Source organism: Desulfoscipio sp. XC116, assembly GCF_039851975.1.
In the GTDB taxonomy this organism is placed as follows: Bacteria; Bacillota; Desulfotomaculia; order Desulfotomaculales; family Desulfallaceae; genus Sporotomaculum.
This window is the reverse complement of the sequence record NZ_CP156660.1, coordinates 3,617,578-3,644,317: the sequence shown is the minus strand read 5'-3', so window position 1 is coordinate 3,644,317 and position 26,740 is coordinate 3,617,578. Positions and strand designations below refer to the sequence as shown.

The following is a 26,740-nucleotide window of genomic DNA, read 5'->3' as shown; positions in this document are numbered from 1 at the left end:
TGTGAATATGGTAAGTTTACTTAAAAGCCGCCCCTTTATTCAGGCAATGGCCTCTGTTGTTACCAATGCTAATATCCAGGGTTTTTTCACAGGGCAGATTTGGAAAGGCAACAGTAAGCTCATGTGTGTACCGGGACTGAACTGCTACTCTTGTCCCGGCGCACTGGGCTCTTGCCCGATAGGCTCATTACAGGCCGTGCTGGGTGGCAATAAGCATAATTTTTCCTTCTACGTCGTTGGAATGCTTATATTCTTCGGTGTTGTATTCGGGCGCTTGACCTGTGGATTTTTGTGCCCTTTCGGATTTATTCAAGATTTGCTGTATAAAATCAGAACGCCAAAACTAAAAGTCCCCCAAAAGGTTGATTTTCCGCTGCGTTGGCTAAAGTATATAATATTAATCGTTGCGGTAATTGCTTTGCCGATGCTATTAACAAATCGGTTTGGAATTGCTCCACCCTACTTTTGCCAATGGATTTGCCCTGTGGGAACTCTGGAGGGCGGTATTCCCCTTGTATTAAGAAACGAAAGCTTGCGCAACATGCTGGGCTTTCTGTTTAACTGGAAGATGGGAATACTTATTTTCATTATCCTGGCGTCCGTATTTACTTACCGTCCTTTTTGCAAATACATCTGCCCGCTGGGTGCTGTTTATTCATTGTTCAATGGACTTAGCTTTTATCAAATGAATGTTGACAGATCAAAGTGCAGCGGCTGTAAGATCTGCGAGGAAAAGTGCAAGATGAACGTAGAGATTACAAAAAACATCAATTCGCCCGAGTGTATTCGCTGCGGCGAATGTGAAAGCGTATGTAAACAAGGTGCAATTACTTCGGGATTTTATCTTAAACCATTCGAGGCTGAAACGAGGTAGAATCTTCATAAAGATATTAAAATGCGGCAGGTATTTGCTAATAAGATGTAGAATGAGTATTGCAATGGTGGCTAGAACCATTCATTAGGTTGTTGGGAAAGGCCTGCCTATTGTGTATATTCCATATCTGGAATACTAAATTTATAGAAATCCGCCTCTGCAAACTCACAGGCTCGTCTCGGAGGAGGTTTACTATAGTTAGTTAAGTTAAAATATGTTTTTTAAAACCATGAAGCCATGAAGGTATTCAAGCCCGTCGAAACGGGCGTGTACTTTCATGGCTTTTAATTCTGATCTTGGACTGTGGAAAGTGTGCTTAGGCAAAGAAAGCATTCCAGGGAGCGGGAAATGTCCCAAGTGCTCAAAAAAGCGGCGGGCTGAATATATATCACTTCGTACCGGGGAAGAGCTGAATTCATAAAATATGAGACGTTATCTTTTAAAACGCTTGCTTTATCTCGTGCCCGTTATGCTGGGTGTATCAATTATCACTTTTGGGCTGGTTAGCTTGGTGCCCGGTGATCCCGCCGAGATAATTATGCAGTCCGGGGGAACGGAGGTAACCAGGGAAGCTGTGGAGGCAATGCGGGAGGAACTGGGTTTGAATGATCCGGTTTATATCCGCTATCTTCATTGGCTAAATGACGTGCTGCACTTGGACCTGGGGGAGTCCTATCGTACCGGCAGACCGGTGGCTGAGGAAATCTTCTGCCGTTTTCCGGCTACTTTGGAGCTGAGCTTGGCGGCGGTACTATTTATGCTGCTGGTGGCTCTGCCCTCGGGTATTCTGGCAGCGTTGCACCGCCATGCCTTTGTGGATCATATCAGCCGGATCTGGGCGCTGTTTGGTGCATCCGTGCCCGGTTTCTGGCTTGGGTTGTTGTTGATTTATTATTTCTCCGTGAGGCTGGGTGTTTTCCCCGTGATGGGCCGCGGGGGAGTGAAGCATCTGGTGCTGCCGGCGGTAACCCTGGGATTTGGCATGGCGGCTGTGTATGCCCGGCTGCTGCGGGCCAGCATGCTGGAGGTTCTGGGACAGGATTATATAAAAGTGGCCAGGGCCAGGGGGGTGAAAGAAAAACTAATCATTGGTCGGCATGCTTTTAAAAACGCTCTTTTGCCGGTGGTGACCGCTCTGGGTATGGGGCTTGGACACCTTCTGGGCGGGGCGGTGATCGTAGAAACCGTGTTTGCTTGGCCGGGGGTGGGCAGATTATTGGTGGATGCTATTTTTAACCGGGATTACCCGGTAATTCAGGGCTACGCGCTGACTATGGCTGTTGTGTTTGTATTTATCAACTTGCTGGTTGATATATCCTATTTTTACCTTGATCCGCGCATTCGCCCGGGCAGGGGCAATAATATATTTCGGTCATGATATGGAGCCGTTAATGTTTTCATATGGTAGTTTTGCACGATTATATAATGAAACTTTGGCTGCTAATGTGTTGGGGGGAATTGGTACCTGGTGCGGACGGGGGCTGAGGGGATAAAAAGGAATGTGCCGAAAACGCTGGCCGGAGATAAGCGGGAAGGAATTCTATCCGCGGTCATGAGCCGGTTGATTCGGGATAAATTGGCGCTTGTGGGGTTGGGAGTAATCGTAGCTGTTGTTGCTCTGGGGTTGTTTGCTCCTTTTCTGGCGCCTCACGACCCGGTGCAAGTGGATCTGGGGCAGAAGTTAATCAGGCCTTGTGCGGAGTACCCACTGGGCACGGACCATTTGGGACGCTGTATCTTCTCCCGGCTGATTTACGGCACGCGGGTTTCCCTTTCTACCGCTGTGCTTATTTTAACGGTTATTATTTTTATCAGTGTGCCCGTGGGTACCGTTTCAGGCTATGTTGGAGGAAAACTGGACAATATGGTTATGCGCTTCATAGACATACTGCTGGCTTTTCCCGGACTGGTACTGGCCCTGGTGATAGCCGGTATGCTGGGCCCGGGGCTGATTAACGTAATGATTGCTCTAAGTGCTGTCTGGTGGGTGGATTATGCCAGAATTATCCGTAGCATGGTACTTTCAGTAAAAGAAAAGGAATTTATTTCCGCCGCCAGAGCCTGTGGCGCCACCCATAGGCAAATTATTTGTCGGCATGTACTGCCTAACGTACTATCACCGGTCATTGTGCTGGCTACACTGGATATGGGCAAGCTGATTCTGACTATTTCCGGTCTTTCCTTTCTGGGTTTGGGAGCGCAGCCGCCTATTCCGGAATGGGGGGCCATGCTCAATGACGGCAGGCCTTATATGCAGGTGGCCCCACATTTGATGCTTTTTCCAGGGCTGGCAATCATGCTGCTGGTACTGGCTTTTAACTTGCTCGGTGACGGATTGCGCGACGCCTTTGACCCCAGAGGGGATAATTGCGGGTAACCAACTATATTTGCGGCAAGTATGTTGCCGGGGGTGCAAGCAACATCAATAGGCGGGTGGTGAAGGAATGTCTTGTCGTTCTGTGTTGAGCGTAAGTAATTTACATACCTACTTTTATACCCGGCAGGGAGTGCTTAAGGCTGTAAACGGTATCAGTTTTAATCTAAAAACGGGTCGGACTTTGGCGATCGTTGGCGAGAGCGGTTCGGGTAAGACTGTAACCGCGCTGTCAATTTTCGGTTTAATTGACCCGCCCGGCAAAATTGTCCGCGGGAATATTTGTCTGGACGGGTGCAATTTGCTGAACCTCTCCCAAACCGAACTGCGCCGGATACGCGGCAGAAAAATGACTATGGTTTTCCAGGATCCCATGACTTCGTTGAACCCGGTTCTAACTATTGGGACCCAGTTTACAGAAAGCTTGACTTGTCACGAGAACATAACCGGCACGGAGGTTAAAAGGCAAGTGAGAGAAATGTTAAAAAAAGTCGGATTACCGCAGCCCGAAAAAATAATGAAGCGCTACCCGTTTCAGTTAAGCGGTGGTCAGCGGCAGCGGGTGATGATTGCCATGGCTCTGGCCATGTGCCCCGGACTACTGGTTGCAGATGAGCCCACCACCGCTTTGGATGTTACCGTCCAGGCGCAAATACTCTATGAAATGCGCGAGTTGATCAAAGATTGCCGGGCCGGTGTTTTACTGATTACCCACGACCTGGGCGTGGTGGCTGAAATGGCCGACGAGGTGGCGGTGATGTATGCCGGATCTATAGTCGAGTATGGGAATGTTTATGATGTATTTGACAATCCCCTGCATCCTTACACAAAGGCTTTGCTTAAATCAGTTCCCCGTCCGGGGGTGAGGGGTGAAGACTTGACAGCTGTGCAGGGGCAGCCGCCAAGTCTTGTTAATATGCCCGATTGGTGCGCTTTTCTGCCCCGCTGCGAACAAAAATCCCGGTGCTGTCGGGAGGGCGTTCCTTTGCTGCAGGAAGTTGAGCCGGGCCATGCGGTGGCCTGTAGCCGGGCAGCGGAGGGCCGGCCCGGAGAGGTGAAATTGCGTGAGCTTGCTTAATATACAGGGCTTGATAAAGTATCACCGGGTAAGTGGTGGGGTTTTTTCAGCCCGCAGTGAAAAAATCCACGCGGTGGACGGCATTTTCTTAACCGTTGAAAAGGGGGAAACCCTTGGCCTGGTTGGTGAGAGTGGGTGTGGCAAAAGCACTTTGGCCCGGCTGATATTAAGACTGGAAGACCCGGACGACGGCAGGATTATATTTAATGGAAGAGATATTACCGGTCTGGGGAAAAAAATGCATGACATAAGGCGCCGGATGCAGATGATTTTTCAAGATACCCATGCTTCTCTTAACCCGCGCATGACTGTTGGCGCTATTATTGGTGAGCCTCTGGTGAATTACCGGGTGGGAATGCGGCGGGAGCAAAAGGAAAAGGTGTTGGAACTGCTGCAAACCGTTGGCTTAAACCCCGAACATGCCGCGCGTTATCCCCATGAGTTCAGCGGCGGCCAGCGCCAGCGTATCGGTATTGCCAGGGCACTGGCCTTGCAGCCCGATCTTGTGGTTTGTGATGAACCTGTTTCGAGTCTGGATGTATCTGTCCGGGCCCAAATTTTAAATTTATTGCTGCAATTAAAAAAACAGTTGGGCCTTGCCTATTTATTTATTTCCCATGATCTGACAATAGTCAGCTGCATCAGTGACCGGGTGGCGATAATGTACCTGGGGAAGATCGTGGAGGTGCTGCCCGGCGGTGATCTAGTCGCAAAAGCCAGGCATCCCTATACCCGGGCGTTGCTGGCGGCGGTACCGGTATACCACCCGCGCTTAAGGGATGGCAAGGAGTTGCTGGTGGAAGGTGAGCCCCCGGATCCGGCGAGTCCGCCGGCAGGTTGTCGCTTTCATCCCCGCTGTCCCAAGGCGCGGGAAAAATGCCGGGTGTTGGAGCCGCTGCTGGAACCCATCAGCGCGGAGCACCAGGTAGCCTGTCATTGGGCAGGGGTATAGCGTTGGTTTTAGATTATTTTTAAAGGGGGGATCAATTTGGGTTGTAAAAAAATAATTTGTTTAATATTATTGCTTGTTTTAACCGGCTTACTAGGCGGTTGTGGCAACGGTGATCAAGGACAAACAGACGGGCGTGAACTGGTGATCGGTATCGGTCGGGATTTTTATAATGGTGCTGAGAGCAGTAGTTTTGTTCACGGCAGCACTTGCGTTTGGGAAAGCCTTACTTATCTTGACGAGAATTTGGAACCCATGCCGCAGCTGGCCGAAAGGCTGGTTCCCGATGCAACGGCATCGGTATGGACGGTTTACCTGCGCCAGGGTGTCAAGTTTCACGATGGTACACCGCTTGATGCTGACGCGGTGGTAAAAAGTATAGAACGATTAAAAGAACATGTTGAACTTGATGAATACGGAACCTTTACCAATCTGGAAAAAGTGGAGCCTGTGGGCGAGCGAGAAATAAAATGCACTTTTAACAAGCCTGAACCGGCCTTTCCGGCTAAAGCAGCCTACCATGGCTGCCCGATTTTCAGCCCGCAAAGCTTTGATGATAATGGCAAAATAACCTTTCCCTATGGTACGGGGCCGTTCAAATTTGCCGAATATAAAAACGGTGAAGCTCTGGTAGTGACGCGCAACGATGAATACTGGGGGGGCAAACCCAAGCTGGATAAAGTAACCTTTAAAATTATTCCCGATCCGTCTACCCGCCTGGCCGCACTGCAGGCAGGTGAAATACAGGCCGTGGTGGATGTGGGCGGCATACTGCCGGAGCATGTCCCGGTAATTGAGGGGGACGGCAAACTAAATTTGTTTTCGTGTCCGGTAACGACAACTCACTATCTGCTTTTTAACAATCAAAAGCCGCCCTTTAATGATGAGCGTCTGCGCCAAGCGGTAAGCCTGTCGCTGGATCGCGGGCAGCTGGTCAAGGAAGTGCTTAACGGTTATGGTGAACCTGCGGATACTATCTTTACTTCCCAGGCCAAAACGTGGGTGGTCGGTAATCTATGGATAACGGACAAGAACAAGGCCCGGGAACTGGCTGCGCAGGTTGGTCTGAATTCGCAGCGTCAAGTAGTTTTTGTGGTTAATTCAGCTCTGGCCAATCGCTGGCCATATAAGCCGATTGCGGAAATATTGCAATCCGATCTTAGAGCCCTCGGCTTTGAGGTAAAGCTTAAGATGTTGGAAACGGGTGCCTGGAAAGAGGTGGTAGAAAAAGGAGAATATGATCTCACCTTAACGCCGTATACATTGATGACCGGTGATCCTGATTTCTTCTTTAACGGTTGGGTTCACTCTAAAGGGCAGATGAACATGCAGCGGGGTATTGGCTACAGCAGTTTGGATGCGGACACCTTGGTGGAGGCTGCCGCCGTTGAGCGGGAATCGGCTAAAAGGCAGCAATACTACAGCGATCTGCAGCGGTTGGTTGCCCGTGATATGCCGCTGTGCCCGGTTTATCATGATGTGTGCCTGTACGCGACCACAAAAAATGTCCATGATTTAAAGCTGGATTTGTTTTTTAAGCCGAGTCTGGATAAAGCCTGGCTTGATTAAAGAAATTAGAATTATAGTATAAATAATGCTTCCGGGCTCTAATCATTATTTAGATGCGCTGTAAAAGCAGGGCCTGGATATCCATAAATTAACGTTTCCGATAGCATTGATATAAAATAGTAAATTGTTGAAGTATGTCCATATCCGTGGTATAATAAATTGCAAATTAAATTCAGCCCGTTTAGATACGGATAAACGATAGTGCCACGAAGGCTTTTCCCGGCTTAATAAAGCGGGACGGGTTTTCGTGGCTTTTTTGTGTGCAAAATGTTTTTAAAGGGGGTATTGCTTTGGCTGCCGAGAGTAATTATCTTTTGGAAATCAATAATTTAACCGTTCGGTACCACGGCGTGCCGCCGGTAGAAGCCGTGGACGGCGTTTCCCTGCAGCTGAAAAAAGGGGAGAGCCTGGGTATTATCGGCGAGTCCGGGTGCGGAAAGAGCTCTCTGGTCCTGGGGATCATGGGCCTGATTAAACAGGGCGATGTGGAGGGGGATATCCTTTATCAGGGACGGAAGTTAAACGGCCTGCCGGAAAAAGAACTGAAAAAATACCGGTGGAAAGAAATAGCTATCGTTTTTCAGAATTCCCTGGAAGTGCTTAACCCGGTGCTCAGCATCAAAGAGCAAATCGGTGAGCCCATCAAAACCCATACCCAACTTGCCTCGCCGGAAATTGATCAACGGGTGGTCAAGCTCCTGAAAATGGTGGGCCTGGACCCGCGCCGGCGGCACAGTTACCCGCACCAGCTGTCCGGGGGGATGCGGCAGCGGGTATTATTGGCCATGGCTTTATCCTGCGACCCCAAAGTGCTGCTGATCGACGAGCCCACCACAGCCCTGGATCCGTTAAGTAAAAATGAACTTCTGCAATTATTGCAGAAGCTGCAAAAAACCCTTGGCTACACCATGGTGGTGATATCCCACGACCTGGGCGTGATTAAAAAACTTACCGCCAGGGTTATGACCATGTACTGCGGCCGGGTGGTGGAAGCAGGCATAACTTCGGAAGTGCTGAAAAACCCGTTGCACTGCTACACCCGGGGACTGCTGAACTCATCACCCAACCTTTTCAAATATAAAGACCTGTGGGGCCTGGAAGGAGAACTTTCGTCGGGCGTCTCCGCCGCGGGCTGTGTTTTTTACCCCCGCTGTTGCCAGGGGGAAGAAAGCTGCAACCGGGCCAAGCCCATCCTGAAATACGTGGCCATCGAGCGCATGGTGGCTTGCCATAAGGGTGGTATTGAAACCTTTCTCAGGGCGGAGGGTATCCGTAAAACCTATCGCCTGAAAGACATGGAAATTAAAGCGGTGCAAAACGTGAACCTGGAAATCAGAAGCGGTGAAGTGATCGCTTTGGTGGGAGAGTCGGGTTCCGGCAAATCAACCCTGGCGCATATTCTGGCCGGGGTAATGCCCTCCGACGGGGGCCGGGTGTTTTACCGGAATGACCTGGTCCGCGGCCGGCAGGTCACCAGAATGATCGGCGGAATGCAGATTATCTTTCAGGATCCCTTTGCCGCCACCAGTCACCGGATGACTGTGCTGGAGGTGGTTAAAGAACCCCTGGATATCATTAAGTGGGGTGGGAATAAAGAACGGGAAGCAGAGGCCGTCAATGCCTTGCAATTGGTCCGGCTGCCTGCGGGCCCCGGTTTTTTAAACCGGTATTGCCACGGTTTAAGCGGCGGGCAGCGGCAGCGGCTGGCCGTCGCCCGGGCTCTGGTCACCAAACCGAAATTATTGATTGCCGACGAGGTTACTTCAATGCTGGATCCTTCCACCCAGGCCAACTTGCTCAGGGAACTCAAAGGTCTGCAGAACCGGCGGGGCTTTGCCATGCTGTATATCACCCATGATTTGCACCTGGCCAGGAAAGTCGCCGATAAGGTCTATGTGATGTATAACGGCGAAATAGTGGAAAACGGCCTGTCTTTCGAGGTTTTTGAAAACCCCAAGCATGCCTATACAAAACAACTGATGAACGAAGCTTTGCTGGATTTGGTCTAAGCAGTGCGCCGGTTTACCAGCTTATGCGGATGTGTTTTTACAGGAGGCCGGCATGATAATATCGGAGACTTTTAAAGTTGCTGTATAAACTGTGATTGTGATCCTGAAGGGAGGTGTTGTGGCCGCCTCGGGGAGACACGAACAGGTATACGGGCAAAGCGAGCCCTATAAGCGCCTTTATGAATGCTCGCAATGACCGGATTTTTTTTAACGGGAGGGAATGGACATGTCAAAGAAAAAGAAGCAATTGGCGGCGGTAACGATTATACTGTTAATTTGTTCTTTGGGCCTGTTGTTATCGGGCTGTGGCGGGAATCAAGACAATAACACCCAAAAACCCGCTTCGAAGCAAACCAGCCGGCAGCAAGCCGATCAAATCAATCTGGCGGGAGGAGATTGGGGATATCCCAATCCGTATACTTATTATCCCAGGGGCCCGGGCTCCAGAAAAATGAGCCTGGTCTTTGACAGCCTGATGACCAGTGACACCGGCGGGAATATTCAACCCGCGCTGGCTGCCGAGTGCCAGGAGAGCAAGGACAAGCTGAATTACACATTAAAGCTTCGGACCGGAGCCAAGTGGCATGACGGCAAACCGTTTACCGCGGCTGATGTGCTTTTCAGCTATGCCTATGCAAAGAGCTATCCCCCGGTGTCGGCTGTGGATTTTTCCGGCGTTAAAAACATGTCGGCCGTGGATAAGCAGACTATTCTGGTAGAGCTGGTTCAGGCGGATCCCAATTTTTTGACGGGTCTGACCGGTTTAAAAATCATCCCCAAACATATTTGGGAGCATGTCGCCGACCCGCTTAATTTTGTTGCTCCCGAAGCCGCCGTGGGGACGGGCCCCTACAAGCTGGTTGATTACAGCAAGGAGCACGGCACTTACCGTTTTGAGGTCAACGATGATTTTTGGGGCAAACAGCCGCGGGTTAAAGTACTGGCGTTTATTCCGGCCAGCGAGGATATTCTGGCCTTTGAACAGGGGGAAATCGACCGGATCAATATTACCCCGGACATTTTGTCCCGGTTTGAAAACAACCCGGAGTACCGGATTATGCAGTATGAGACTACCTGGGCCTACCGGCTTTATTTTAATATGCAAAACCGCCCGGAGCTGTTAGCGAAGGATTTGCGTCAGGCCATGGTATATGCTATTGACCGTCAGGATCTGGCGGATAAGGTGGAGCGCGGCGCCGCGGTGCCGGGAAACCCCGGCGTGCTGCATCCCGGCAATGAATTGTACAACCCCGATGTTCCCCAGTATCCCTATGACCGTCAAAAGGCCGTGGAACTTTTGGACGGACTGGGTTATCAAGCAAAAACAGACGGCGGGGTGCGGGAAAACAGTGCCGGGGAGAAATTGAGCTTTGACCTGCTGGCCGACGAGGGAAGCAGCCGCCTGGCGGAGCTGATCAAACAGCAGCTTGCCCTGGCGGGTGTGGAGGTTAATGTGCAGGTTGTGGATCAAAAGACCCGTGACGACCGTTTTAAAAACGGGGATTATGAGCTTTGCATCAACGGCAGCGGCGGTGGGGAAAGCCTTGAGGAATTGACTAACCTGGCCAAAGCCAGAGCGACTTCCAGCACCGGGGAGACAATGGGTTACAAGAACCCGGAGCTTGATAGGCTATACAGTCTCCAGGAGAAGGAAACCGACTCCGCCAAGCGCCTGGAACTGATGGCTGAACTGCAGCGGATGGTGGCCGAAGAAGTGCCTAAGATTACCTTGTATTACAGAAACACGCTGGCGGTGCACCGGCCGGCCGTTTATGACGGCTGGAGCGAGCAAACTTATCACCACGACCAACGCATAAATTTTGTGGAAGATTAGATGCTTGGAAGGGGGCGGGGGTGGCTGAAAAGAATCGGCATGAGGCTGGCGGAATACGGGTTTACCATTTTGATTGTAATTACTCTGAATTTTTTCCTGCCCCGGATAATGCCCGGCGACCCTTTTCTGGTGCTTTCTTCGGACAGTCCGGAACAGGAGGAAATCGTCCTCAATGAAGAGCAAAGGGAGTTCTATTTTCACTATTACGGGCTGGACAAACCTGTCGGTGAGCAATACTTTATTTATTTAGGCGAACTGTGGGGGGGTGATCTGGGCTACAGCGTTTATTACAAGGAACCGGTAAGCGTGATTATCCTGCGCCGGCTGCCCTGGACTCTGCTTATGGTCATGGCGGCGCTGGCGCTCAGCACCTGCATTGGCGTGGTTCTGGGCAGTCTGTCCGCCTGGTACCGGGAGAGGTGGCCGGATAAAGTATTGTTTTTCAGTTTGATCCTGTTATCGGAGATCCCGGCTTTTCTCCTGGGGTTGGTGCTGCTGTTTGTATTTGCCGCGGGGTTGGGGCTGTTTCCCTTGTCGGGAGCTTTAACGCACTTTGCCGAGTACGATAACCGGTGGGAAAAGCTGCTGGATATTCTGCACCATGCCTGTCTGCCTGTTATAGCCTTGACCGTCGCCCGGCTGGGCGGTATGTATTTGCTTGCCAGAAACAGCATGACCACCGTACTGGAAAAAGATTACCTGCGTACCGCCTGGGCCAAGGGATTGACCCGGAGGCGCGTTATCTTTCGTCATGCGCTGCGCAACTCTCTGCTTCCCATAGCCACCCGAGTATTTTTAAGTCTTGGCTCTCTTGTGGGCGGCGCTATATTGGTGGAAAACGTTTTTGCTTATCCCGGGTTGGGTTATTTGATGAGAGAAGCGGTCCGGATTCACGATTACCCGGTAGTGCAAGGAATTTTCCTGGTGGTAAGCATATTTGTTTTGCTGGCTAACTTTTTTTCCGATTTGGTTTACCGGATGCTCGACCCGCGAATTAGCGACTACGGCGGAACACGTGGAGGGTAACATTGAAGAAGATACCTGCATGGTTTGTTAAAATGACTAAATGGCTAAAGGATTTTTCCTGGCCCGGCAAACTAAGTACCGCTGTGATTTTGGCCATTTTGTTTTTGGCTGTATTTGCCCCTTACCTTTCAGCTTATTCCCACAACACTTCAACGGGGGCTCCTCTTTTGCCGCCTGGGGGGGAGCATCTCCTGGGCACCGACGAGTTGGGCGTTGATCTTTGGGCCCAAATATGCTACGGGGCCAGGGTCAGTCTGCTGGTGGGTTTGGGTACCGCCTTTTTGGCGGCCCTGGGCGGGGGGCTTGTCGGTATTGTCGCGGGGTATTGGGGCGAGTGGCCCGACAAGATTTTAATGCGCTTAATTGATATTATGATTGTTTTGCCTGATTTTCCGCTGTTAATTGTGCTGGCTGCCTTTTGGGGACCCAGTTTGCTGCATATCATAGTGGTGCTGGCCTTGTTTTCCTGGGTTTTCCCGGCTAGAATCACCCGTTCCCAGGTGCTGGCGCTAAAGGAACAAAGCTATATCAAATCGGCGGAAACATATGGGGCCGGCGCCTGGTACCTAATGTGGAAGCATTTTCTGCCCGAAGTTTTTCCGTTGGTGGCGGTGAATATGATCAGGCTTACGGGCCGGGCCATTGTATCCGAAGCCGGGCTTTCCTTTTTGGGGTTGGGGGATCCCACTTCCAAAAGCTGGGGCTTGATTATTCACCACGCCACCAGTTTCAAAGGGATCTATTTTACGGATTTCTGGAAATGGTGGCTGCTGTATCCGTGGCTGGCTCTGACGCTGATGGTAACGGCGCTGGCTTTTGTCAGCCGCGAGCTGGAAAGAATAGCCGACCCGCGGCTGGGCGGGAGACGATTTTCTTGAACAGTTATCGTTTGCATGAATTTAATCAAAATCAAAGGAGGAAATAGAATGCAGTTCAATGCCGCCGGTGATCGTGAATTTTGGGTGCGTCAATGGCGGAACGCCAAGGAGAATTCACCCACGGCCAAGCGCCGCTGCAGGAGTGAACGGGAACAATTGGAAGGCTGGAATCGGCGGGCCGTCAAGTATGCCCGGCGCACCCAGGGTCCGAAGGGTGAACAACGGCATAAAGCTGTTCACGAACTGTTGCGTCAAGAGAATGTGCTGGGTCCCGGGGTGAAGGTGCTGGATATAGGCGCCGGGCCGGGCAACTTTACCGTGCCCATGGCGCGCGCGGGCGCGGAGGTAATTGCATTGGAGCCCGCCGTGGAAATGGTGCGGGTGATGGAGAAAAGGCTTGCGGAGGAAAAATTAAGCAATGTCGGGGTGATCAATCGTCCTTGGCAGGAGGTGGCGCTGGATGAAGAATGGCTGCGGGGTGGGTTCGACCTGGTGTTTGCTTCCATGACCCCCGGAGTGAACGATCCGGAAACACTGCAAAAAATGCTGGACGTATCCCGAAAATATTGCTATTACAGCGGGCATTCCGGCCCGCGCTGGGAGCAGGCCCACCGGGATCTCTGGCGGCGGTTGTTTAACGAAGATATCGGCCCTGCCGCGGGAGATATTCTTTACCCGTTCGGGTTGTTGTACGCTTCCGGTTACCGGCCTAAAACAAGCTTTGTGATGATCAGGCGGGTGGAAGAGTTTACGGTGGAAGAAGCGGTGGAAAACCTGGGTCAATTTTTTTGGAGTTATCTGGATATCACGGCGGAGATAAAACAGATAATTGAGGACTACGTAAAGGAGCGGGCGGAAAACGGTATTTTCAGGCAAGAACAAAAAATATGCCACGGCATGATGCTGTGGCGGGTGGATGATCGGATAAATGCATAAAACTGTTTTTGAAAAGTATGACCTGGAAAATAAACTGAAAATACCACAAAAAAAACAGAGTATTGCAAACTATCATAAACTTGCAAGAAAGAAAAAATTAATTGGGTTAATGATGCTGGCGGCAGTTTTTTTGCTTTCTTTAGTCGCAATTAATGCCGGCTCATCAAAAATCGATCCCTTCCAGGTACTGTTGACAATTTTTGGTCATGGAGAAGGCAACTCGTCTGTAGTGATTTGGAATATCCGCCTTCCCAGGGTTGTATCCGCCGTTGTTGCCGGAGCGGGATTATCGGTTGCGGGTTGTGTAATGCAGAATAATTTGCGCAACCCGCTGGCGGAGCCCACCACACTTGGGATATCCCACGCCGCGGCTTTTGGAGCCAACATAGCTATTATTTTATGGGGCGCCGGCAGCATTCAAAGCACCAGCGGCGATGCGGTTATTATCAGCAATCCGTACATGGTTACCGTGTCGGCTTTTTTCTGGGCTATGGTGGCCACCATGGTGATTCTGGCCCTGGCAAGATTCAGGGGTTTTGCGCCGGAGACTATAGTTTTGGCGGGGGTGGCGTTGAATTTCCTTTTTATGGCGGGAACGACAATTATTCAATATTTTGCCGATGATGTGCAAATTGCCGCCTCTATTTTCTGGACATTCGGTGATCTGGGGCGCTCCTCCTGGCCGGAGGTGGCTATAATGGTTACGGCGGTTTTTCTGTCTCTTATTTACTTTATTATAAAGAGATGGGATTATAATGCCTTGGCTGTGGGGGAGGAATCGGCCAAAGGCCTGGGTGTTAATGTTGAATATACCCGTTTCTTTGGTACATTGCTTGCTTCGGCTATTACTGCCGTTACGGTCTCCTTTTTGGGAATAATCGGTTTTATCGGTTTGCTGGGACCCCATATGATGAGACGAATAATCGGCGAAGATCACCGGTTTCTAATTCCCATCTCGGCATTGGCAGGTTCGGTATTGCTGTTGATAGCGGATACTTTGGCCAGAACCATTATATCCCCCGTAATCCTCCCTGTCGGCGCTATCACTTCGTTCCTGGGAGCGCCCTTGTTTCTGTATCTGCTGATGAGGGGGTATGAAAAGAAATGATGCTGTCCGTACAGGACCTCAGTTTTAAATATCTCAGCCATAAGGTATTGAGTAATATCAACTTCACGTTGGAAAAAGGCAACTGCATGGCTATATTGGGGGTTAACGGAGCGGGAAAATCGACATTGCTCAAGTGTCTGAACAGAATACTAAAACCGCAGGCCGGTGTTGTTTTCGTTGATAAACTGAATGTAAATTTACTGAATCGGGCGGAATTGGCTAAAAAAATAGGATATGTATCTCAAAAAAGCCAAGCCGGTAGGAGTACGGTTATTGATACCGTGCTGTTGGGGAGGAAGCCTTATGTTAAATGGGATATCACAAGCAGGGATTTGGAGATTGTAGATAAAGTTATGGATATGCTGGATCTGCATGAATTTGCCTTGCGTTATGTGAATGAGTTGAGTGGAGGCGAACTGCAAAAGGTTGCCATTGCCCGGGCGCTGGCCCAGGAACCGGATGTCCTTTTGTTGGATGAACCCACCAGCAATCTGGATCTGAAAAACCAGTTGGAAGTAATCGGAATGATCAAGTCGGTGGTAAAGGAAAAGCAAATTTCCGCGGTGGTCACCATGCACGATTTGAACCTGGCCGCCCGTTTGGCGGATAAATTTATAATGATGAAAGATTGCCGGATTTTTGCGGCGGGGGGAAGAGAAACTATGACCGCTGACAACATTGAGAGTGTTTATTCGGTTCCCGTTGTCGTGCGGCAGTTCCAGGACAAACCCATGATTATACCGTTGTAAATCCATGCCAAGGATGGCAGCTGATTGATCATGCAGTTGCCTAACCTCTGCCGGGAGATATATTATACTGCCCGGAGCCACCGGCAATCCTCTTCTAACAATTATTCTTTGAATGCTTTGATGGCAGTTTTTTATAAAAGTAAAACGAGGAGGGAATAAAGTGAAAAAGTTGACTATACTGGCAATGGCATGTATTATCTTGATTGCGGCAGTATGTGCCGGCTGCACTCAAACCAATGAAAAATCAAATTCTCTTTCAGAACCGGAAAACCGGGTAGTAACGGATCTCTTGGGCAGGAAGATTGAATTGAAGGGAGCGGTTGAGAAGGTAGTAGCTATCGGTCCCGGTGCATTACGGCTTTATTGTTATGCCGGGGATGTCAGTAAGGTTGTGGGTATTGAACAGATGGAAGTGGATGATGTTACCGGACGCCCCTATATCTTGGCCAATAAACAGTTAACTTCTTTGCCGGTAATCGGAGCAGGCGGTCCGCGCAATGCACCCGATTCCGAGAAAATTGTGGCGGTAGCGCCGGATGTGATTTTTACCACCACTTCTTACGCCGGCGATATTGCTACGGCGGACGAATTGCAGCAAAAGACGCAGATTCCTGTAGTTGTGTTAAACTATGGGCTGGAATCAACCTTTGATCCCGATGTTGATGCTTCGCTGTTGTTGATAGGACAGGTTATGGGGCAGGAAGAGAAGTCCCGGGAAATTGTGGATTATATTGCTCAGTGTAAAAATGACTTGAATGATCGCACAAAGGACATTGCAGACAGTGACAGACCGACCGCATATGTCGGCGGCTTGGGAGCCGCGGGCGTGCACGGCATTGAAAGCACCAGGGGAGACTATGCGTTGTTTAAAGCGGTTAATGCCGTTAATGTAATTGATGAAACAGGACAGACCGGATCAGTTATGATTGACAAGGAAAAACTGTTGGAATGGAATCCTGATCGTATATTCATAGATTACAGTGGACTGACTATGGTGCGGGATGATTACTCGACAAACCCTCAAATTTATCAGGCCTTGAGCGCGTTTAAAAACGGAGAAATTTATGCGCAGTTACCCTACAATTGGTATCATACCAATATAGAGGTATCAATTTGCGATGCTTATTATATTGGCGAGGTGCTGTACCCGGAGCAGTTTAAGGATATTGACATCGTAGAAAAATCAGGAGAGATTATCAACCGGTTTGTGGGAAAAAATGTTTATCCGGTTCTTGCTGACCAGTTTGGCGAATTCGGCAAGATTACCATGGAATAAAGTGTCTTAGCCGGCATGGTCCGGTGGGTGTTTTGCGCATCGGTGAAATAGAACACAGTATGGAGGAATGTGCTTGTCTCATGGGTTCAATAACGAAGTCGCAGACGTCAATCAGGCCAGCCTTGCAGGGAATACGGCGGATATCAATGTGTTGTGCGAAGGTGTGGGCAGGGTAATTGATAAACTGGCTGGATGATAAGAGCAAAAAGGAAAAACAATGTCATTAACAAGGCCACGGAGGCCCTCATTCCCCTGTAACGGGGAATGAGGGTTTCTTTCGTTTTCTTAGTTAGTTACACCGCGCCATGGTTTAAGATAGGTTAATCCAAATCGGGGAGGAATGACCTTGGATATCAGGAATATCATGTCTCAAATCCAAAACGAGCACATTACCATTATCCAGGAAGAAGTAGCGGTCCAATTCGACAATCGTCAGCAAACTCCTTTGGGGTTCAAGTGGCGCAACAGGCACTATGAAGTGCTGAAACCGATCCTGGTCGGTAATAATCTCCGGGGACATCCCAACTATCTGGTTTTAACGACCGATGGAGGGGTTTTTAACCTGACGATGGTGCGTGAACAGGAGGGCGCCGTTTTTTGCCGGAGCAAGTGGGTATTAAGGTACCGGGTCAACGAGGCGGTTCCTTCCGGGAACGATGCCGGCTGTCAGCCTGCCGGTGGTTCCGGCGGCGCTGTAAAGCGGTTGAAGAATAGTGACAAGTTGAAGAATAACGCTCGCAGTTTATTTGCTCCTTTGGCGCTGACCAAAATAGTGCAATATCATGGCCACCTTTGCCCCGAGTTGGTGGTGGGTTACCGGGTGGGATTGATAGCCCAAAGAGAGCTGGGATTGACTAGGGATAAGGCCCGAGAGTTCTTTATCCTGGCTGAAAACATGTCCTCCGCCATAGACGCCCTGCAGTATATGACAGGCTGCACCGTGGGCAACCAGTGTTTTTACGCCTATGATTTGGGCAAGCACGTCTATTATTTGGGCCGGTTTAACAAGTGCTCCGAAGAGCCCCGGGAGACCCTGCGCATAGCCCTGGTCAATCCCCTGGTTGGTTTAAACCACGCCGGGGAAACGCCGGTCAACGATATTGAGGAGAAAATTATTGCCGGCCAGGCCGGCGCAGCCGAGGTGGAAGAATACCGCCGCGCGATTAATCAAGCCGTGTCGGGGCTGCTGAACGCTCCCGAGGGGAGTTTATTTACCAAGTCAAAGGTGTTCCTGCGCTCTCCCCGGGCAGTTGACGGGTGTGATTATGTCAGATGCTCCGGCTGCGGCGAAATGGTGGCGAAAAGAAAAGCCGTTCCGGTGATCAATGGATTCTTGTGTCAGGTATGCGCGACCAAGGTCATTTGAATCCGGCTGCGTTTTTTCCTTGACGATAAAAATAAACGGTTGGAGGTGTGAGGATATGGACGTATCCGCCCGACCCAATAATATCATTCAATAACATCATTCAATGAAACCGAAATTTTTATGTTTTTTAATATCTAAAAAAAAGGAGTGGATTAAATGATTCTGACACCGCGTAAAAGAGAGCACATTATGCCTTTGCCGGTGGTGCTGATATCGACGTTGAGCGGGGACGGGGTAAAAAATGCGGCGCCCTGGTCGAACATTACTCCCATACTGAGGCCCTTTAGCGATATCGTGCTTGGTTCGTGGGTTAAGCGCGACACCTTGAACATCATTCGCGCGACCAAAGAATTTGTCATTAACGTGCCCACTGCGGACATGGTAGAGGCGGTAATGGTTTGCTCCAGAAATTATCCTCCCGAGGTGGATGAATTTGAACGGGCCGGGCTGCGGGCCCGCCCCTCCCGGAATGTCAAACCGCCGGGTATCGAAGGTTGTCTGGCCTGGGCGGAGTGCACCCTGGTGGAGGAAATCAGCAGAAAGAACTACTCGCTGGTTGTCGGCACGGTGGTCCACCTGGAGGTGGATGATGATTTCTTTAATGAAGCCGGAGAAATGGATTACGAGCGGGCCAGGCCGCTTTCCGTCATGCTGGGCGACAAGGGCATGTATTTTACCAGGCCGGTATTCGCCGGCCGGTACGCCGAGTACGCGGAGATGTTTCTTAGCCAGGAAAACAGTACGGACAAGGAATAAGGAGATTCATGAATAATAAGTGCATTAATTTGACAAAATAATGAAAACCGTTGGGAGGGATAAAAAATTGAGTTGTGGCAGTGTTAAGCATCGTTTTGAGGAACAAATGAAAGACGGTATTGATTTTCAAAAGGCGATGGAGGTTTATCAGGATGTGGAGGGTTCCATCGCCGCGCACCGCACTGAACTGCAGGAGTTGCAAAGGACGAACGGTTCCCGGCATGAAATAGACCATCTTAACGAGCATATCAGGGAAGGGGAAAGCCTGCTGCAAAAAATCAAGGGCATGAAATTGAACTGAAGGTAATATTGAATATAAGGAAGCAATAAGCCATGGCTGCGTCGCAAAAGCGCAGCCATGGCTTATTAATATGAGGAAATGCTGTCAATATCTAAAACGGAAAAAATTGACAATCATAAAGTAAGGAGTTAAGCTTGACGTAAGGACCCGGATCTTTTAATACAGGCACTAAAAGACATGGCTGATAATAATGTGGATTTTGCCGATGCCTATCTTGCTGCAATAGCCCGGACCCGTTCAGAGGCCGTCTGCTCATTTGACAATGATTTCATGAAACTAAATGTCAGTTTGATTATACCACCTGGAACGGAAGGGTGAGCCAGACTGTTATCTGGTATGTTCCCACAGCTTTAAACCGTTGGCCAGGTTGATAATCACGAAAGACGGTGGACTCGCATTTACCGATAGAGCCATTAAAAATTGGGCAACTGGGGGATATTGTCCATAATTTCGCGCATGGTAAGGGAAGCGTTTTTACTGAACATTCCGAATACGGTAAAGCAAGCCGCCACCAAATTGCCCAAGCCCCAAAACCATGGTACAATTAAGATAGTCTTTTGCATATATCTAATTTTTAATTAATCAGGCCGTGAAGGCATTTAGCCCGTAGAAACGGGTCTATGCTTTTATGGCTTTTTATTTTGCGTTGTTTAAATTGCTTAAGGAGGGGTCAAATAAAATGATGAAGCACAGGGAATGGTTTGATAGCATGGCGGCAAAGTGGGACAGCACTGTGCTGGAGGACAAAAAATGCCAACTGTTATTTGATTTAATTACCGGTTTAAACATAGTCAAAGGCAGCCGGGTATTGGATGTGGCCACTGGGACCGGTATTTTAATTCCCCGGTTGCTAAATATCATTGGCAAAGAGGGAGAATTAACCGCCATTGATTTTGCCGAGAAAATGATTGCCCGGGCGCAGAGTAAATTTAAGGCTACCGGGGTTAATTTCTTGGTGGCGGACGTGATGCAGTTGCCCTTCGGGGACAACAATTTTGATGAAATCATCTGCAATTCCGCCTTCCCCCATTTTACCCATCAACCAAAGGCCATGCAAGAGATGGCCCGGGTGCTTAAAACCGGTGCCCGGCTAATTATTTGCAACCCGGCGCCCCGGGAAGAACTAAATGAATTTCATCGAAGCTTGGGCGGTGTGGTAGGTAACGATATGCTGCCGGCGGAACCGGAAATGCGACACATGGCCCGCCAGGCAGGTTTGGAGCAGGTACTTATTCAAGACGGGCCATACGCTTATTTATTTACAGCCATAAAAACTAATGCGGTTTAAGCACCGCAGCCGAGGATTAAAAAACCGGCTATGAACATAGAAAGGGGTATTAATATGCAGCATGATCGTAATCACCGGGGTAAATTTTATGTGGTGGGCATTGGACCCGCCGGACCTCAAACTGCCACTTTGCAAGCACTGGAAGCAATCAGGCAGGCTGACGCCATTGTGGCCCCCCTGGAAAAGGCAGATTTATTTGCGGATTATATTCAGGATAAACCCGTACTTTTTGACCCCTGGGAAGGATTTTGGGAGCATAACGGTGTGCCCTGTATGGATTTAGAGCCCAAACTAGCCCGGGAGTTTCAAAACAATCGGTTTAAAGCCAGGGATGAGCGAGTGGGTAAAATTAGAGCTCTGCTGGAACAAGGTCAAAACGTGGCTCTGCTGGATTCCGGCAACCCTTGTTTTTTTGCTCCTAGTCACTGGTATGTGGAACAATTTGATGAACGCGAGCTGGAAATTATACCGGGCATGGGATGTGAAGCGGCAGCTTTGGCAGCATTGGGTAAAAGTATTATTCCCTCCTACGGCAACAGCTTTGTGCTACAGACCTCCGCCATTAAATTAAAGGATTTTCCACTGGCCTGGCCGGGGCAAAAGGATATTCACGGCAACATGGTGATCTACATGGTTTTTAAAGATCCGGTAGCGCTGTTTTTCAAGCTGGCGGGTCTTTACACTCAAGACACCCCTTGCGCCATTGTGTACTGGGCGGGTGATTCCCAGCGGCAGCGGGTGATACGTGGTACGGTGAAGAATATGGCTAAAAAAATAGAAGCGGAAAATAACCGCATGGGACTATTGTTTGTGGGTGATTTTTTAACGAGCAAACCTTATGAAGCTGCTATGCGCCGGGATCTGGCCAGGGCCGGCGAGTAAAAAAGAACAGATTAAAAACAGGCCGTCTGCTCATTTAACAATGATTTCATAAAACTAAATGTCAGTCCGGTTATACCGCCTGGAACGGAAGGGTGAACTTGGTTATTGCAAAATTTCCCCGTTCATTAATGATGATTATTCTTAATTTTATTGCATATACTATTTAAGATTGTGGTGATCATGCTGGTTACATTGACCACGGTAGTCACCTGTATTATAATGAAAGCGAGGGAATGAGATGGAATTCCGAAAGGAGGACCTTAAAATGATGCCTGTTGCCATACCAAGGTACAATATCAGAGACACGAAAAGATATTATTCCGAGCTTAACAATATCGCGTTAAAGGGAATTGAAGTAATCACCTACAACGCAATCAGTGAAAACGAAGAGGTATCCCATATCAGAACCTCTTATTTGAGCAAGCTTTTAGACAAATTATCTTTCAATCCTATCGTTGATTACGATGGTGAACTAGGTGTCCATACCGTTTCATTAAATGAAATCGATCTTTACGGCGAAGCTGAAACTGTTGCGGAAGCAGTCGAGGATTTAGTCAATAGCGTAATTGAATTCCTGGTTATTTACCTTGAAAAGTTGGATTTGTTTTCTAAAGTGGAACCGGAATTGAAACAAGTATATTTATTAAAGCTCCTCAGATGTAACGGTGACAGGGAGAAAATTAAGAAAGCGATTGGTTTTTAATGCCAATAAGGTTTTCACACGGTGATATAAAAAGACTTCTTGCCCATTTTAATATGAAGCCTGAAAAGAGTTCGACTATTTACTGCGGTTTGGGTCGAGACGGTACGTGGAGAACATGCAAATTTGGTTATCATAAAGACCGGGACAATATCGCCACCGGAACCGCTAAAGCAATAGCCAACTCCCTAAAATTCAAAACCGTCCTGGAAATGAAAGAGTATGTAGAAAAGCATCTTTAAGCCATGACGGCATTTAGTCCGCAGAAACGGGGCTATGCTTTTGTGGTTTTTTATTTTAAGTTGTTTAAATTGTTTAAAGAACTAGCCAACCATCCGGGATACCCCGGGTAGTTGGCTAGTTTGGTATTGGCGTTGCAACCACCGGCTTTACCACAACGGGCCACCGCACAGCATCACTTTTGAACTATTTCAATGCCCTGCAAATTAAGCCAGGGATCTTCCGCCGTGATCCGGTAACCCTGTACAGTGTTTCTGGTGGCGATAATTTTTTGTTCATGCACCAAATAAAAAGCGGGCAGTTCCTCCAGAATCATCTTTTGAATGGCTGTATAGGTCTGTTGCTTCACTTGCTCATCAATTTCACTTTCCCCTTTATTCACCAGTGCATCGTATTCCGGGTTGCTGTAGTGGCTTTTATAATTTTTAGAGTGATGAATTTTAACATGGTGCGGATAGGGACCCCACACAAAAAATCCGGTGCGCATGATGATGTCAAAATTACCTTCCCTCTCCGCCTGCTCCGCCGCTGCGCCTTCCAGCTGGTTAACCCTGGCATTAAAACCGGCTTGGGCCAGTTGAGCCTGGCAGGCTTCCGCTATTTTTTGCTGCCGGGAACCCCAGGATGGTGTAAGAACCAAATCAATGGTTAATGGTTGCCCGTCTTTTTCCACTACCCCATCGTTGTTGCTATCTTGCCAACCCGCCTCGGCCAGTAGTTTTTTAGCTTGCTCTAAATCCTGGCTGTAAAGCGGTAAATCCGGGCTGCTATACATCATCACCGGAGCATAGGGACGTCCCCGGGCTGCCTCGCCGATGCCTTGTAATATATTTTTCACAATTCCTTCGGTATCAATGGCATAGGCCACCGCTTTTCTAACGTGAAGATCATCAAAGGGGGCTTTGGTACAATTAAATTGCATAAAATCAGTAAAGGTGGTGGTTTTTTTGTGCACCGTTAAATTAGGATCCTTTTCCAACCGACTTACTTCGGATTCCGGCACTTTAATACTCATGTCCACATCGCCGGATGTAAGGGCCATCATCCGGGTGGTGGCATCGGGAATAATTTTGAAGATGACTTGGTCAAGTTTTTGCTGCTCACCCCAGTAATTGGGGTTTCGCTCCAGAATAACCTCCTGCCCTTTGTTGTACTGAGCCAGTTGAAAAGGACCGGTACCAATGGGCTTCGTGAAATTACCCGATGCGTCAATACTGGTGGGACTGACCACCGGCCAGGCGATATGGGTTAAATAAGTAGGCAAGGGCATGGGTTTTGCACAAATAAAACGTACCGTATGGGCATCCAGTGCTTCAATTCCTTCTAATTGCAGTGTTTTAGCTTCCACCACATACCCTCTTTTATCATATGAAAAAAGCACTGCCTGGGCGTCAAAATCCGTGCCGTCATGGAATTTCACACCTTCTTTTAAATGAAATGTCCATGTTTTGCCGCCATCGGCGCTGTCCCAAGATTCCGCTAGTCCGGGCACTAAATGTAAATCCTCATCCAAACGCACTAACGTTTCATAGATTTGGGACCACACAAAACGGGCGTCTCCATCGGGAAACTGCACAATATCCCAGGTGTTAATGTCGGTGCCAATGGCGACTTTTAAAATTTGCTCCGGAGCCTGGCCGGTTTTACCGGCATTGTTGCCACCACACCCTGTCAATGTAGTCACTAATAACAACGTGACTATAAAAAAGATAGCCGTCCTTGTTAATTTCACAACATGACCTCCTAGCATACTACTGTTTAAGTGAATGACCGGTTCGTTATTTATACTTGCCAACAAGCCACAGAGTGTTGGTTTGATACCTCCTTTAACTTGGGAGTCCGGCTGCATTTAGCGCCGGCCAAAGGGCAAAAAGGGGCATAGCTGCAACCATTTCCTTCTCTGAAGGCTGCCTTGGAATGGGGCGGGACCAATTGCCCGTTATTTAAAGATGCAAAGGCACTAACCAGTAACATGGTGTAAGGATGAAGGGGCCTTTGATAAACCTTTTCCGTCGGTCCTTTTTCCACTATCCGTCCCTGGTACATCACCGCTAAATCGTGGCTCATTTGGCGCACCACTTCTAAATCATGGGAAATAAACAAATAAGCAATTCCGAATTTTTGCTGAATGCCCCTAAAAATCTGTAGCACTTGGGCTTGTACCGAAACATCCAGCATGGATGTGGGTTCGTCGGCGACAATAAATTTCGGTTGTAAAGATAAAATGCGTGCCAACACCACCCTTTGGATTTGACCGCCGCTTAATTCATGGGGGTAGCGGCTTAAGTGCTCTTCATGAAGCCCCACTTGTTCCAATAGCCTGAGCACCATTTCCTTTTCTTGCACCGGATTCTTTACCATCCCTTGAATGTGCATGGGTTCGCTAAGACTACGGTAAATATTAAAATACGGGTTTAAAGCAGTTTCCGGGTGTTGAAACATTATTTGCATTTTGCCCCTGGTTTGATGTAGCCGGGCCGGTGACAGGGAGGCCAAATTTTGCCCTTGAAAGTAAACCTCACCCGTGGTTGGGGCGATCAGCTTTACTATAATCCGGCCCAAGGTAGTTTTGCCGCAACCGCTTTGCCCCACCAGACCCAAGGTTTGTCCCGGATCAATACCAAAGTTGATATTATCCAGGGCTTTAAACTGCCGTTTCTTGAAAAGACCGGTTTGAAATATTTTGCTTATGTTGACCACTTGAATCAACGAACCAACACCTCACCTTGGTTGTACCGGATTCCAGCAAAGGAGGGCTTTTTTGAGCACATAGGGGTTCTGCCAGGCTACAGCGCAAATGAAATTTACATCCCGGAGGCAGATTAAACAAACCGGGACCATAACCGGGGATCGGATACATGCCGTTTTCCGGCAGTGCCGCCATCAATCCCCGGGTATAGGGGTGCCGCGGGTGAACCAGGATGTGCCCGGTGGCGCCTTGCTCCACTATTTCGCCGGCGTACATGACGGCAATTTGATCACACAAGTTAGCGGCTACCTTTAAATCATGGGTAATGAGCAGTAGAGCGGCGCCTGTTTGCCGCACCATTTGTTTAAGCACTGTTACCACCTGGGCCCGCAGCAGGGCATCTAATCCTTTGGTGGGTTCATCGGCAATTAGCAATTCCGGTTCACCCGTCATGCTCACCGCGGTCAAGGCACGCTGCTTCATGCCGCCGCTGAGCTGGTGGGGGTAAACATGAGCCATGTGCGAGGCTTGGGGTATTTTAAAAAACTTCAGCAACTCCACTCCTGCGCACCAGGCTTGGAACCGGTTTGTCTTTTGGTGTAGTTTTATCCCTTCCGCTATTTGGCGGCCGATTTTTAAAACCGGGTTTAGGGATGTAGATGGGCTTTGGGGTAACAGGGCTATTTTACTGCCCCGCAAATTTTGCAATGTGGCCCTATCCATGGTTAAAATATTCCGCTGTTTAAAATAAACCTGACCCCGCACCGTAGCCTCCCGGGGTAATAGCCGCAAAATAGACATCCCTAAAACAGATTTACCGCATCCTGTTTCACCAATTAAACCCATGGTTGCTCCTGTTTGTATACTTAAATTAATGTTGCGGCATACGTCAATGGCACCGTGATGGGTGTTAAAGGTGGTGGTTAAATTTTGCACACAAAGTAGCGGCAATTTTCCAATTCCCCCTATGCCACGTTTTTATTCTTTAATCTAGGGTCTAACAGATCCCGCAATCCATCGCCTAAAAAGTTAAACGACAATACCGTGATCATGATGGCCAGACCGGGAAAAATAGTTAAACCCGGTGCGGTTTGTAAATATTGTTTACCGTCATTGAGCATGGAACCCCAAACCGGGGTCGGGGGCTGCACACCCAATCCCAAAAAGCTCAAACTTGCCGCGGCCAATATAGCCTGACCTGTGCCCAAAGTGGCCATAACCAGTACCGGGGAAATAACATTGGGTAAAAGGTGTTTGGTCATAATATATAAATCACCGGCACCCAAGGAAACCGCCGTTTCCACGAAGGGTTTTTCTTTTTCCGCCAGCACCGCCCCCCGCACCACCCGGGTATAGCCCATCCAACCCACCAGTGCCAAGGCCAGCAGCACATTGAACATGCCCGGTCCCAGCAACCCGGCAACCACAATGGCTAGAATCAAACCCGGGAAAGCTAAAAAAATATCCACCAGCCGCATAATTGCTTCATCCACCAACCCACCGTAAAAACCCGCCAATAAACCCAAAACAACACCGGTGATGACGGATATGGCGGTGACAATCAAGCCAATGGCCAGGGATATTCCGGTGCCATAAATGATTCGGCTAAGCAGACAACGGCCAAAATCATCGGTACCCAACGGATATTCCCAGCTAGGTGCTAAAAGCGCCTGCTCTAAATTTTGCTCATGGGGATGGTGCGGCGCCAAAACCGGCGCAAATACCGCCACCAGCACTAGCAAAGCTATAATCGCAACACCCAAAACGGCTAATTTATTCTTTTTTAAGCCGGCTAAAGCAACGCCGTTTTTCCATACCCTGCCCATGGGCTTGGTTAAAGTAGACAATGGTTGTTTCT

25 protein-coding genes are annotated in these 26,740 nt (G+C 49.0%); 21 read left to right on the top strand and 4 right to left on the bottom strand.

Annotation, left to right across the window (positions count from 1 at the left end; genetic code table 11):
* Positions 1-7: 7 nt before the first annotated feature.
* The 21 genes from ABDB91_RS17220 (at position 8) to ABDB91_RS17120 (ending at position 21,956) form a co-directional block, all read left to right on the top strand.
* Entirely contained in the window at positions 8-874 is an 867-nt protein-coding gene (locus ABDB91_RS17220) for a 4Fe-4S binding protein (protein WP_347491647.1), read from the top strand.
* Positions 875-1,298: 424 nt separating this feature from the next.
* Positions 1,299-2,252, top strand: a complete 954-nt coding sequence (gene nikB / locus ABDB91_RS17215; protein WP_347488898.1) for a nickel ABC transporter permease — start codon at positions 1,299-1,301, stop codon at positions 2,250-2,252.
* Positions 2,253-2,339: 87 nt separating this feature from the next.
* Positions 2,340-3,251, top strand: a complete 912-nt coding sequence (nikC, locus tag ABDB91_RS17210; RefSeq protein WP_347491646.1) for a nickel ABC transporter permease subunit NikC — start codon at positions 2,340-2,342, stop codon at positions 3,249-3,251.
* Between the two features lie 67 nt (positions 3,252-3,318).
* On the top strand, positions 3,319-4,326 hold the full coding sequence (locus tag ABDB91_RS17205; RefSeq protein ID WP_347488897.1) for an ABC transporter ATP-binding protein: 1,008 nt from the start codon (positions 3,319-3,321) through the stop codon (positions 4,324-4,326).
* Positions 4,313-5,278: an oligopeptide/dipeptide ABC transporter ATP-binding protein gene (locus ABDB91_RS17200; protein ID WP_347488896.1), complete on the top strand. Its 966-nt coding sequence runs from the start codon at positions 4,313-4,315 to the stop codon at positions 5,276-5,278. The genes ABDB91_RS17205 and ABDB91_RS17200 overlap by 14 nt, the downstream gene beginning before the upstream one ends.
* A gap of 36 nt (positions 5,279-5,314) precedes the next feature.
* Complete coding sequence (locus ABDB91_RS17195) at positions 5,315-6,844, top strand: ABC transporter substrate-binding protein (protein ID WP_347488895.1); 1,530 nt, start codon at positions 5,315-5,317, stop codon at positions 6,842-6,844.
* 290 nt (positions 6,845-7,134) lie between these two features.
* Positions 7,135-8,853, top strand: a complete 1,719-nt coding sequence (locus ABDB91_RS17190) for an ABC transporter ATP-binding protein (protein ID WP_347488894.1) — start codon at positions 7,135-7,137, stop codon at positions 8,851-8,853.
* Between the two features lie 226 nt (positions 8,854-9,079).
* Positions 9,080-10,687, top strand: a complete 1,608-nt coding sequence (locus tag ABDB91_RS17185; protein ID WP_347488893.1) for an ABC transporter substrate-binding protein — start codon at positions 9,080-9,082, stop codon at positions 10,685-10,687.
* 39 nt (positions 10,688-10,726) lie between these two features.
* Entirely contained in the window at positions 10,727-11,713 is a 987-nt protein-coding gene (locus ABDB91_RS17180) for an ABC transporter permease (RefSeq protein WP_347491645.1), read from the top strand.
* Between the two features lie 2 nt (positions 11,714-11,715).
* Positions 11,716-12,591: an ABC transporter permease gene (locus tag ABDB91_RS17175; protein WP_347488892.1), complete on the top strand. Its 876-nt coding sequence runs from the start codon at positions 11,716-11,718 to the stop codon at positions 12,589-12,591.
* Positions 12,592-12,639: 48 nt separating this feature from the next.
* Positions 12,640-13,527 (top strand): class I SAM-dependent methyltransferase, encoded by an 888-nt coding sequence (locus ABDB91_RS17170; protein WP_347488891.1) that lies wholly within the window; start codon positions 12,640-12,642, stop codon positions 13,525-13,527.
* Positions 13,520-14,635: an iron ABC transporter permease gene (locus ABDB91_RS17165; RefSeq protein ID WP_347488890.1), complete on the top strand. Its 1,116-nt coding sequence runs from the start codon at positions 13,520-13,522 to the stop codon at positions 14,633-14,635. Before ABDB91_RS17170 ends, ABDB91_RS17165 begins: the two co-directional genes overlap by 8 nt.
* Positions 14,632-15,384 (top strand): ABC transporter ATP-binding protein, encoded by a 753-nt coding sequence (locus ABDB91_RS17160; protein WP_347488889.1) that lies wholly within the window; start codon positions 14,632-14,634, stop codon positions 15,382-15,384. Before ABDB91_RS17165 ends, ABDB91_RS17160 begins: the two co-directional genes overlap by 4 nt.
* 160 nt (positions 15,385-15,544) lie before the next feature.
* Entirely contained in the window at positions 15,545-16,660 is a 1,116-nt protein-coding gene (locus tag ABDB91_RS17155; RefSeq protein ID WP_347488888.1) for an iron ABC transporter substrate-binding protein, read from the top strand.
* Positions 16,661-16,733: 73 nt separating this feature from the next.
* Positions 16,734-16,856, top strand: coding sequence for a hypothetical protein (locus ABDB91_RS17150; RefSeq protein WP_347488887.1), 123 nt, complete (start codon positions 16,734-16,736; stop codon positions 16,854-16,856).
* A 150-nt stretch (positions 16,857-17,006) separates the two neighbouring features.
* Positions 17,007-18,026 (top strand): FmdE family protein, encoded by a 1,020-nt coding sequence (locus ABDB91_RS17145; RefSeq protein WP_347488886.1) that lies wholly within the window; start codon positions 17,007-17,009, stop codon positions 18,024-18,026.
* A gap of 156 nt (positions 18,027-18,182) precedes the next feature.
* Positions 18,183-18,782 carry a flavin reductase family protein gene (locus tag ABDB91_RS17140; protein WP_347488885.1) on the top strand — a complete coding sequence of 200 codons (600 nt, stop codon included), beginning with the start codon at positions 18,183-18,185 and terminating at the stop codon, positions 18,780-18,782.
* A 67-nt stretch (positions 18,783-18,849) separates the two neighbouring features.
* The gene (locus ABDB91_RS17135; protein ID WP_347488884.1) at positions 18,850-19,083 is read left to right on the top strand and encodes a hypothetical protein; all 234 of its coding nucleotides are present in this window, start codon (positions 18,850-18,852) and stop codon (positions 19,081-19,083) included.
* Between the two features lie 679 nt (positions 19,084-19,762).
* Complete coding sequence (locus ABDB91_RS17130; RefSeq protein ID WP_347488883.1) at positions 19,763-20,371, top strand: methyltransferase domain-containing protein; 609 nt, start codon at positions 19,763-19,765, stop codon at positions 20,369-20,371.
* A 54-nt stretch (positions 20,372-20,425) separates the two neighbouring features.
* The gene (locus tag ABDB91_RS17125; protein ID WP_347488882.1) at positions 20,426-21,253 is read left to right on the top strand and encodes an SAM-dependent methyltransferase; all 828 of its coding nucleotides are present in this window, start codon (positions 20,426-20,428) and stop codon (positions 21,251-21,253) included.
* 265 nt (positions 21,254-21,518) lie between these two features.
* Entirely contained in the window at positions 21,519-21,956 is a 438-nt protein-coding gene (locus ABDB91_RS17120) for a hypothetical protein (RefSeq protein ID WP_347488881.1), read from the top strand.
* 412 nt (positions 21,957-22,368) lie between these two features.
* Here ABDB91_RS17120 and ABDB91_RS17115 read toward each other — a convergent pair whose 3' ends face one another.
* From ABDB91_RS17115 to nikC (ABDB91_RS17100), 4 genes are read right to left on the bottom strand one after another with little or no spacing between them, the layout of a single operon-like run.
* Positions 22,369-23,925 (bottom strand): ABC transporter substrate-binding protein, encoded by a 1,557-nt coding sequence (locus tag ABDB91_RS17115; protein ID WP_347488880.1) that lies wholly within the window; start codon positions 23,923-23,925, stop codon positions 22,369-22,371.
* 50 nt (positions 23,926-23,975) lie between these two features.
* A complete protein-coding gene (locus ABDB91_RS17110; RefSeq protein WP_347491644.1) occupies positions 23,976-24,893 on the bottom strand; it encodes an ABC transporter ATP-binding protein in 918 nt (305 codons plus the stop codon).
* A complete protein-coding gene (locus ABDB91_RS17105; protein ID WP_347488879.1) occupies positions 24,838-25,833 on the bottom strand; it encodes an ABC transporter ATP-binding protein in 996 nt (331 codons plus the stop codon). The genes ABDB91_RS17110 and ABDB91_RS17105 overlap by 56 nt, the downstream gene beginning before the upstream one ends.
* Before the next feature lie 14 nt (positions 25,834-25,847).
* On the bottom strand, positions 25,848-26,729 hold the full coding sequence (gene nikC / locus ABDB91_RS17100; RefSeq protein ID WP_347488878.1) for a nickel transporter permease: 882 nt from the start codon (positions 26,727-26,729) through the stop codon (positions 25,848-25,850).
* Positions 26,730-26,740 lie beyond the last annotated feature (11 nt).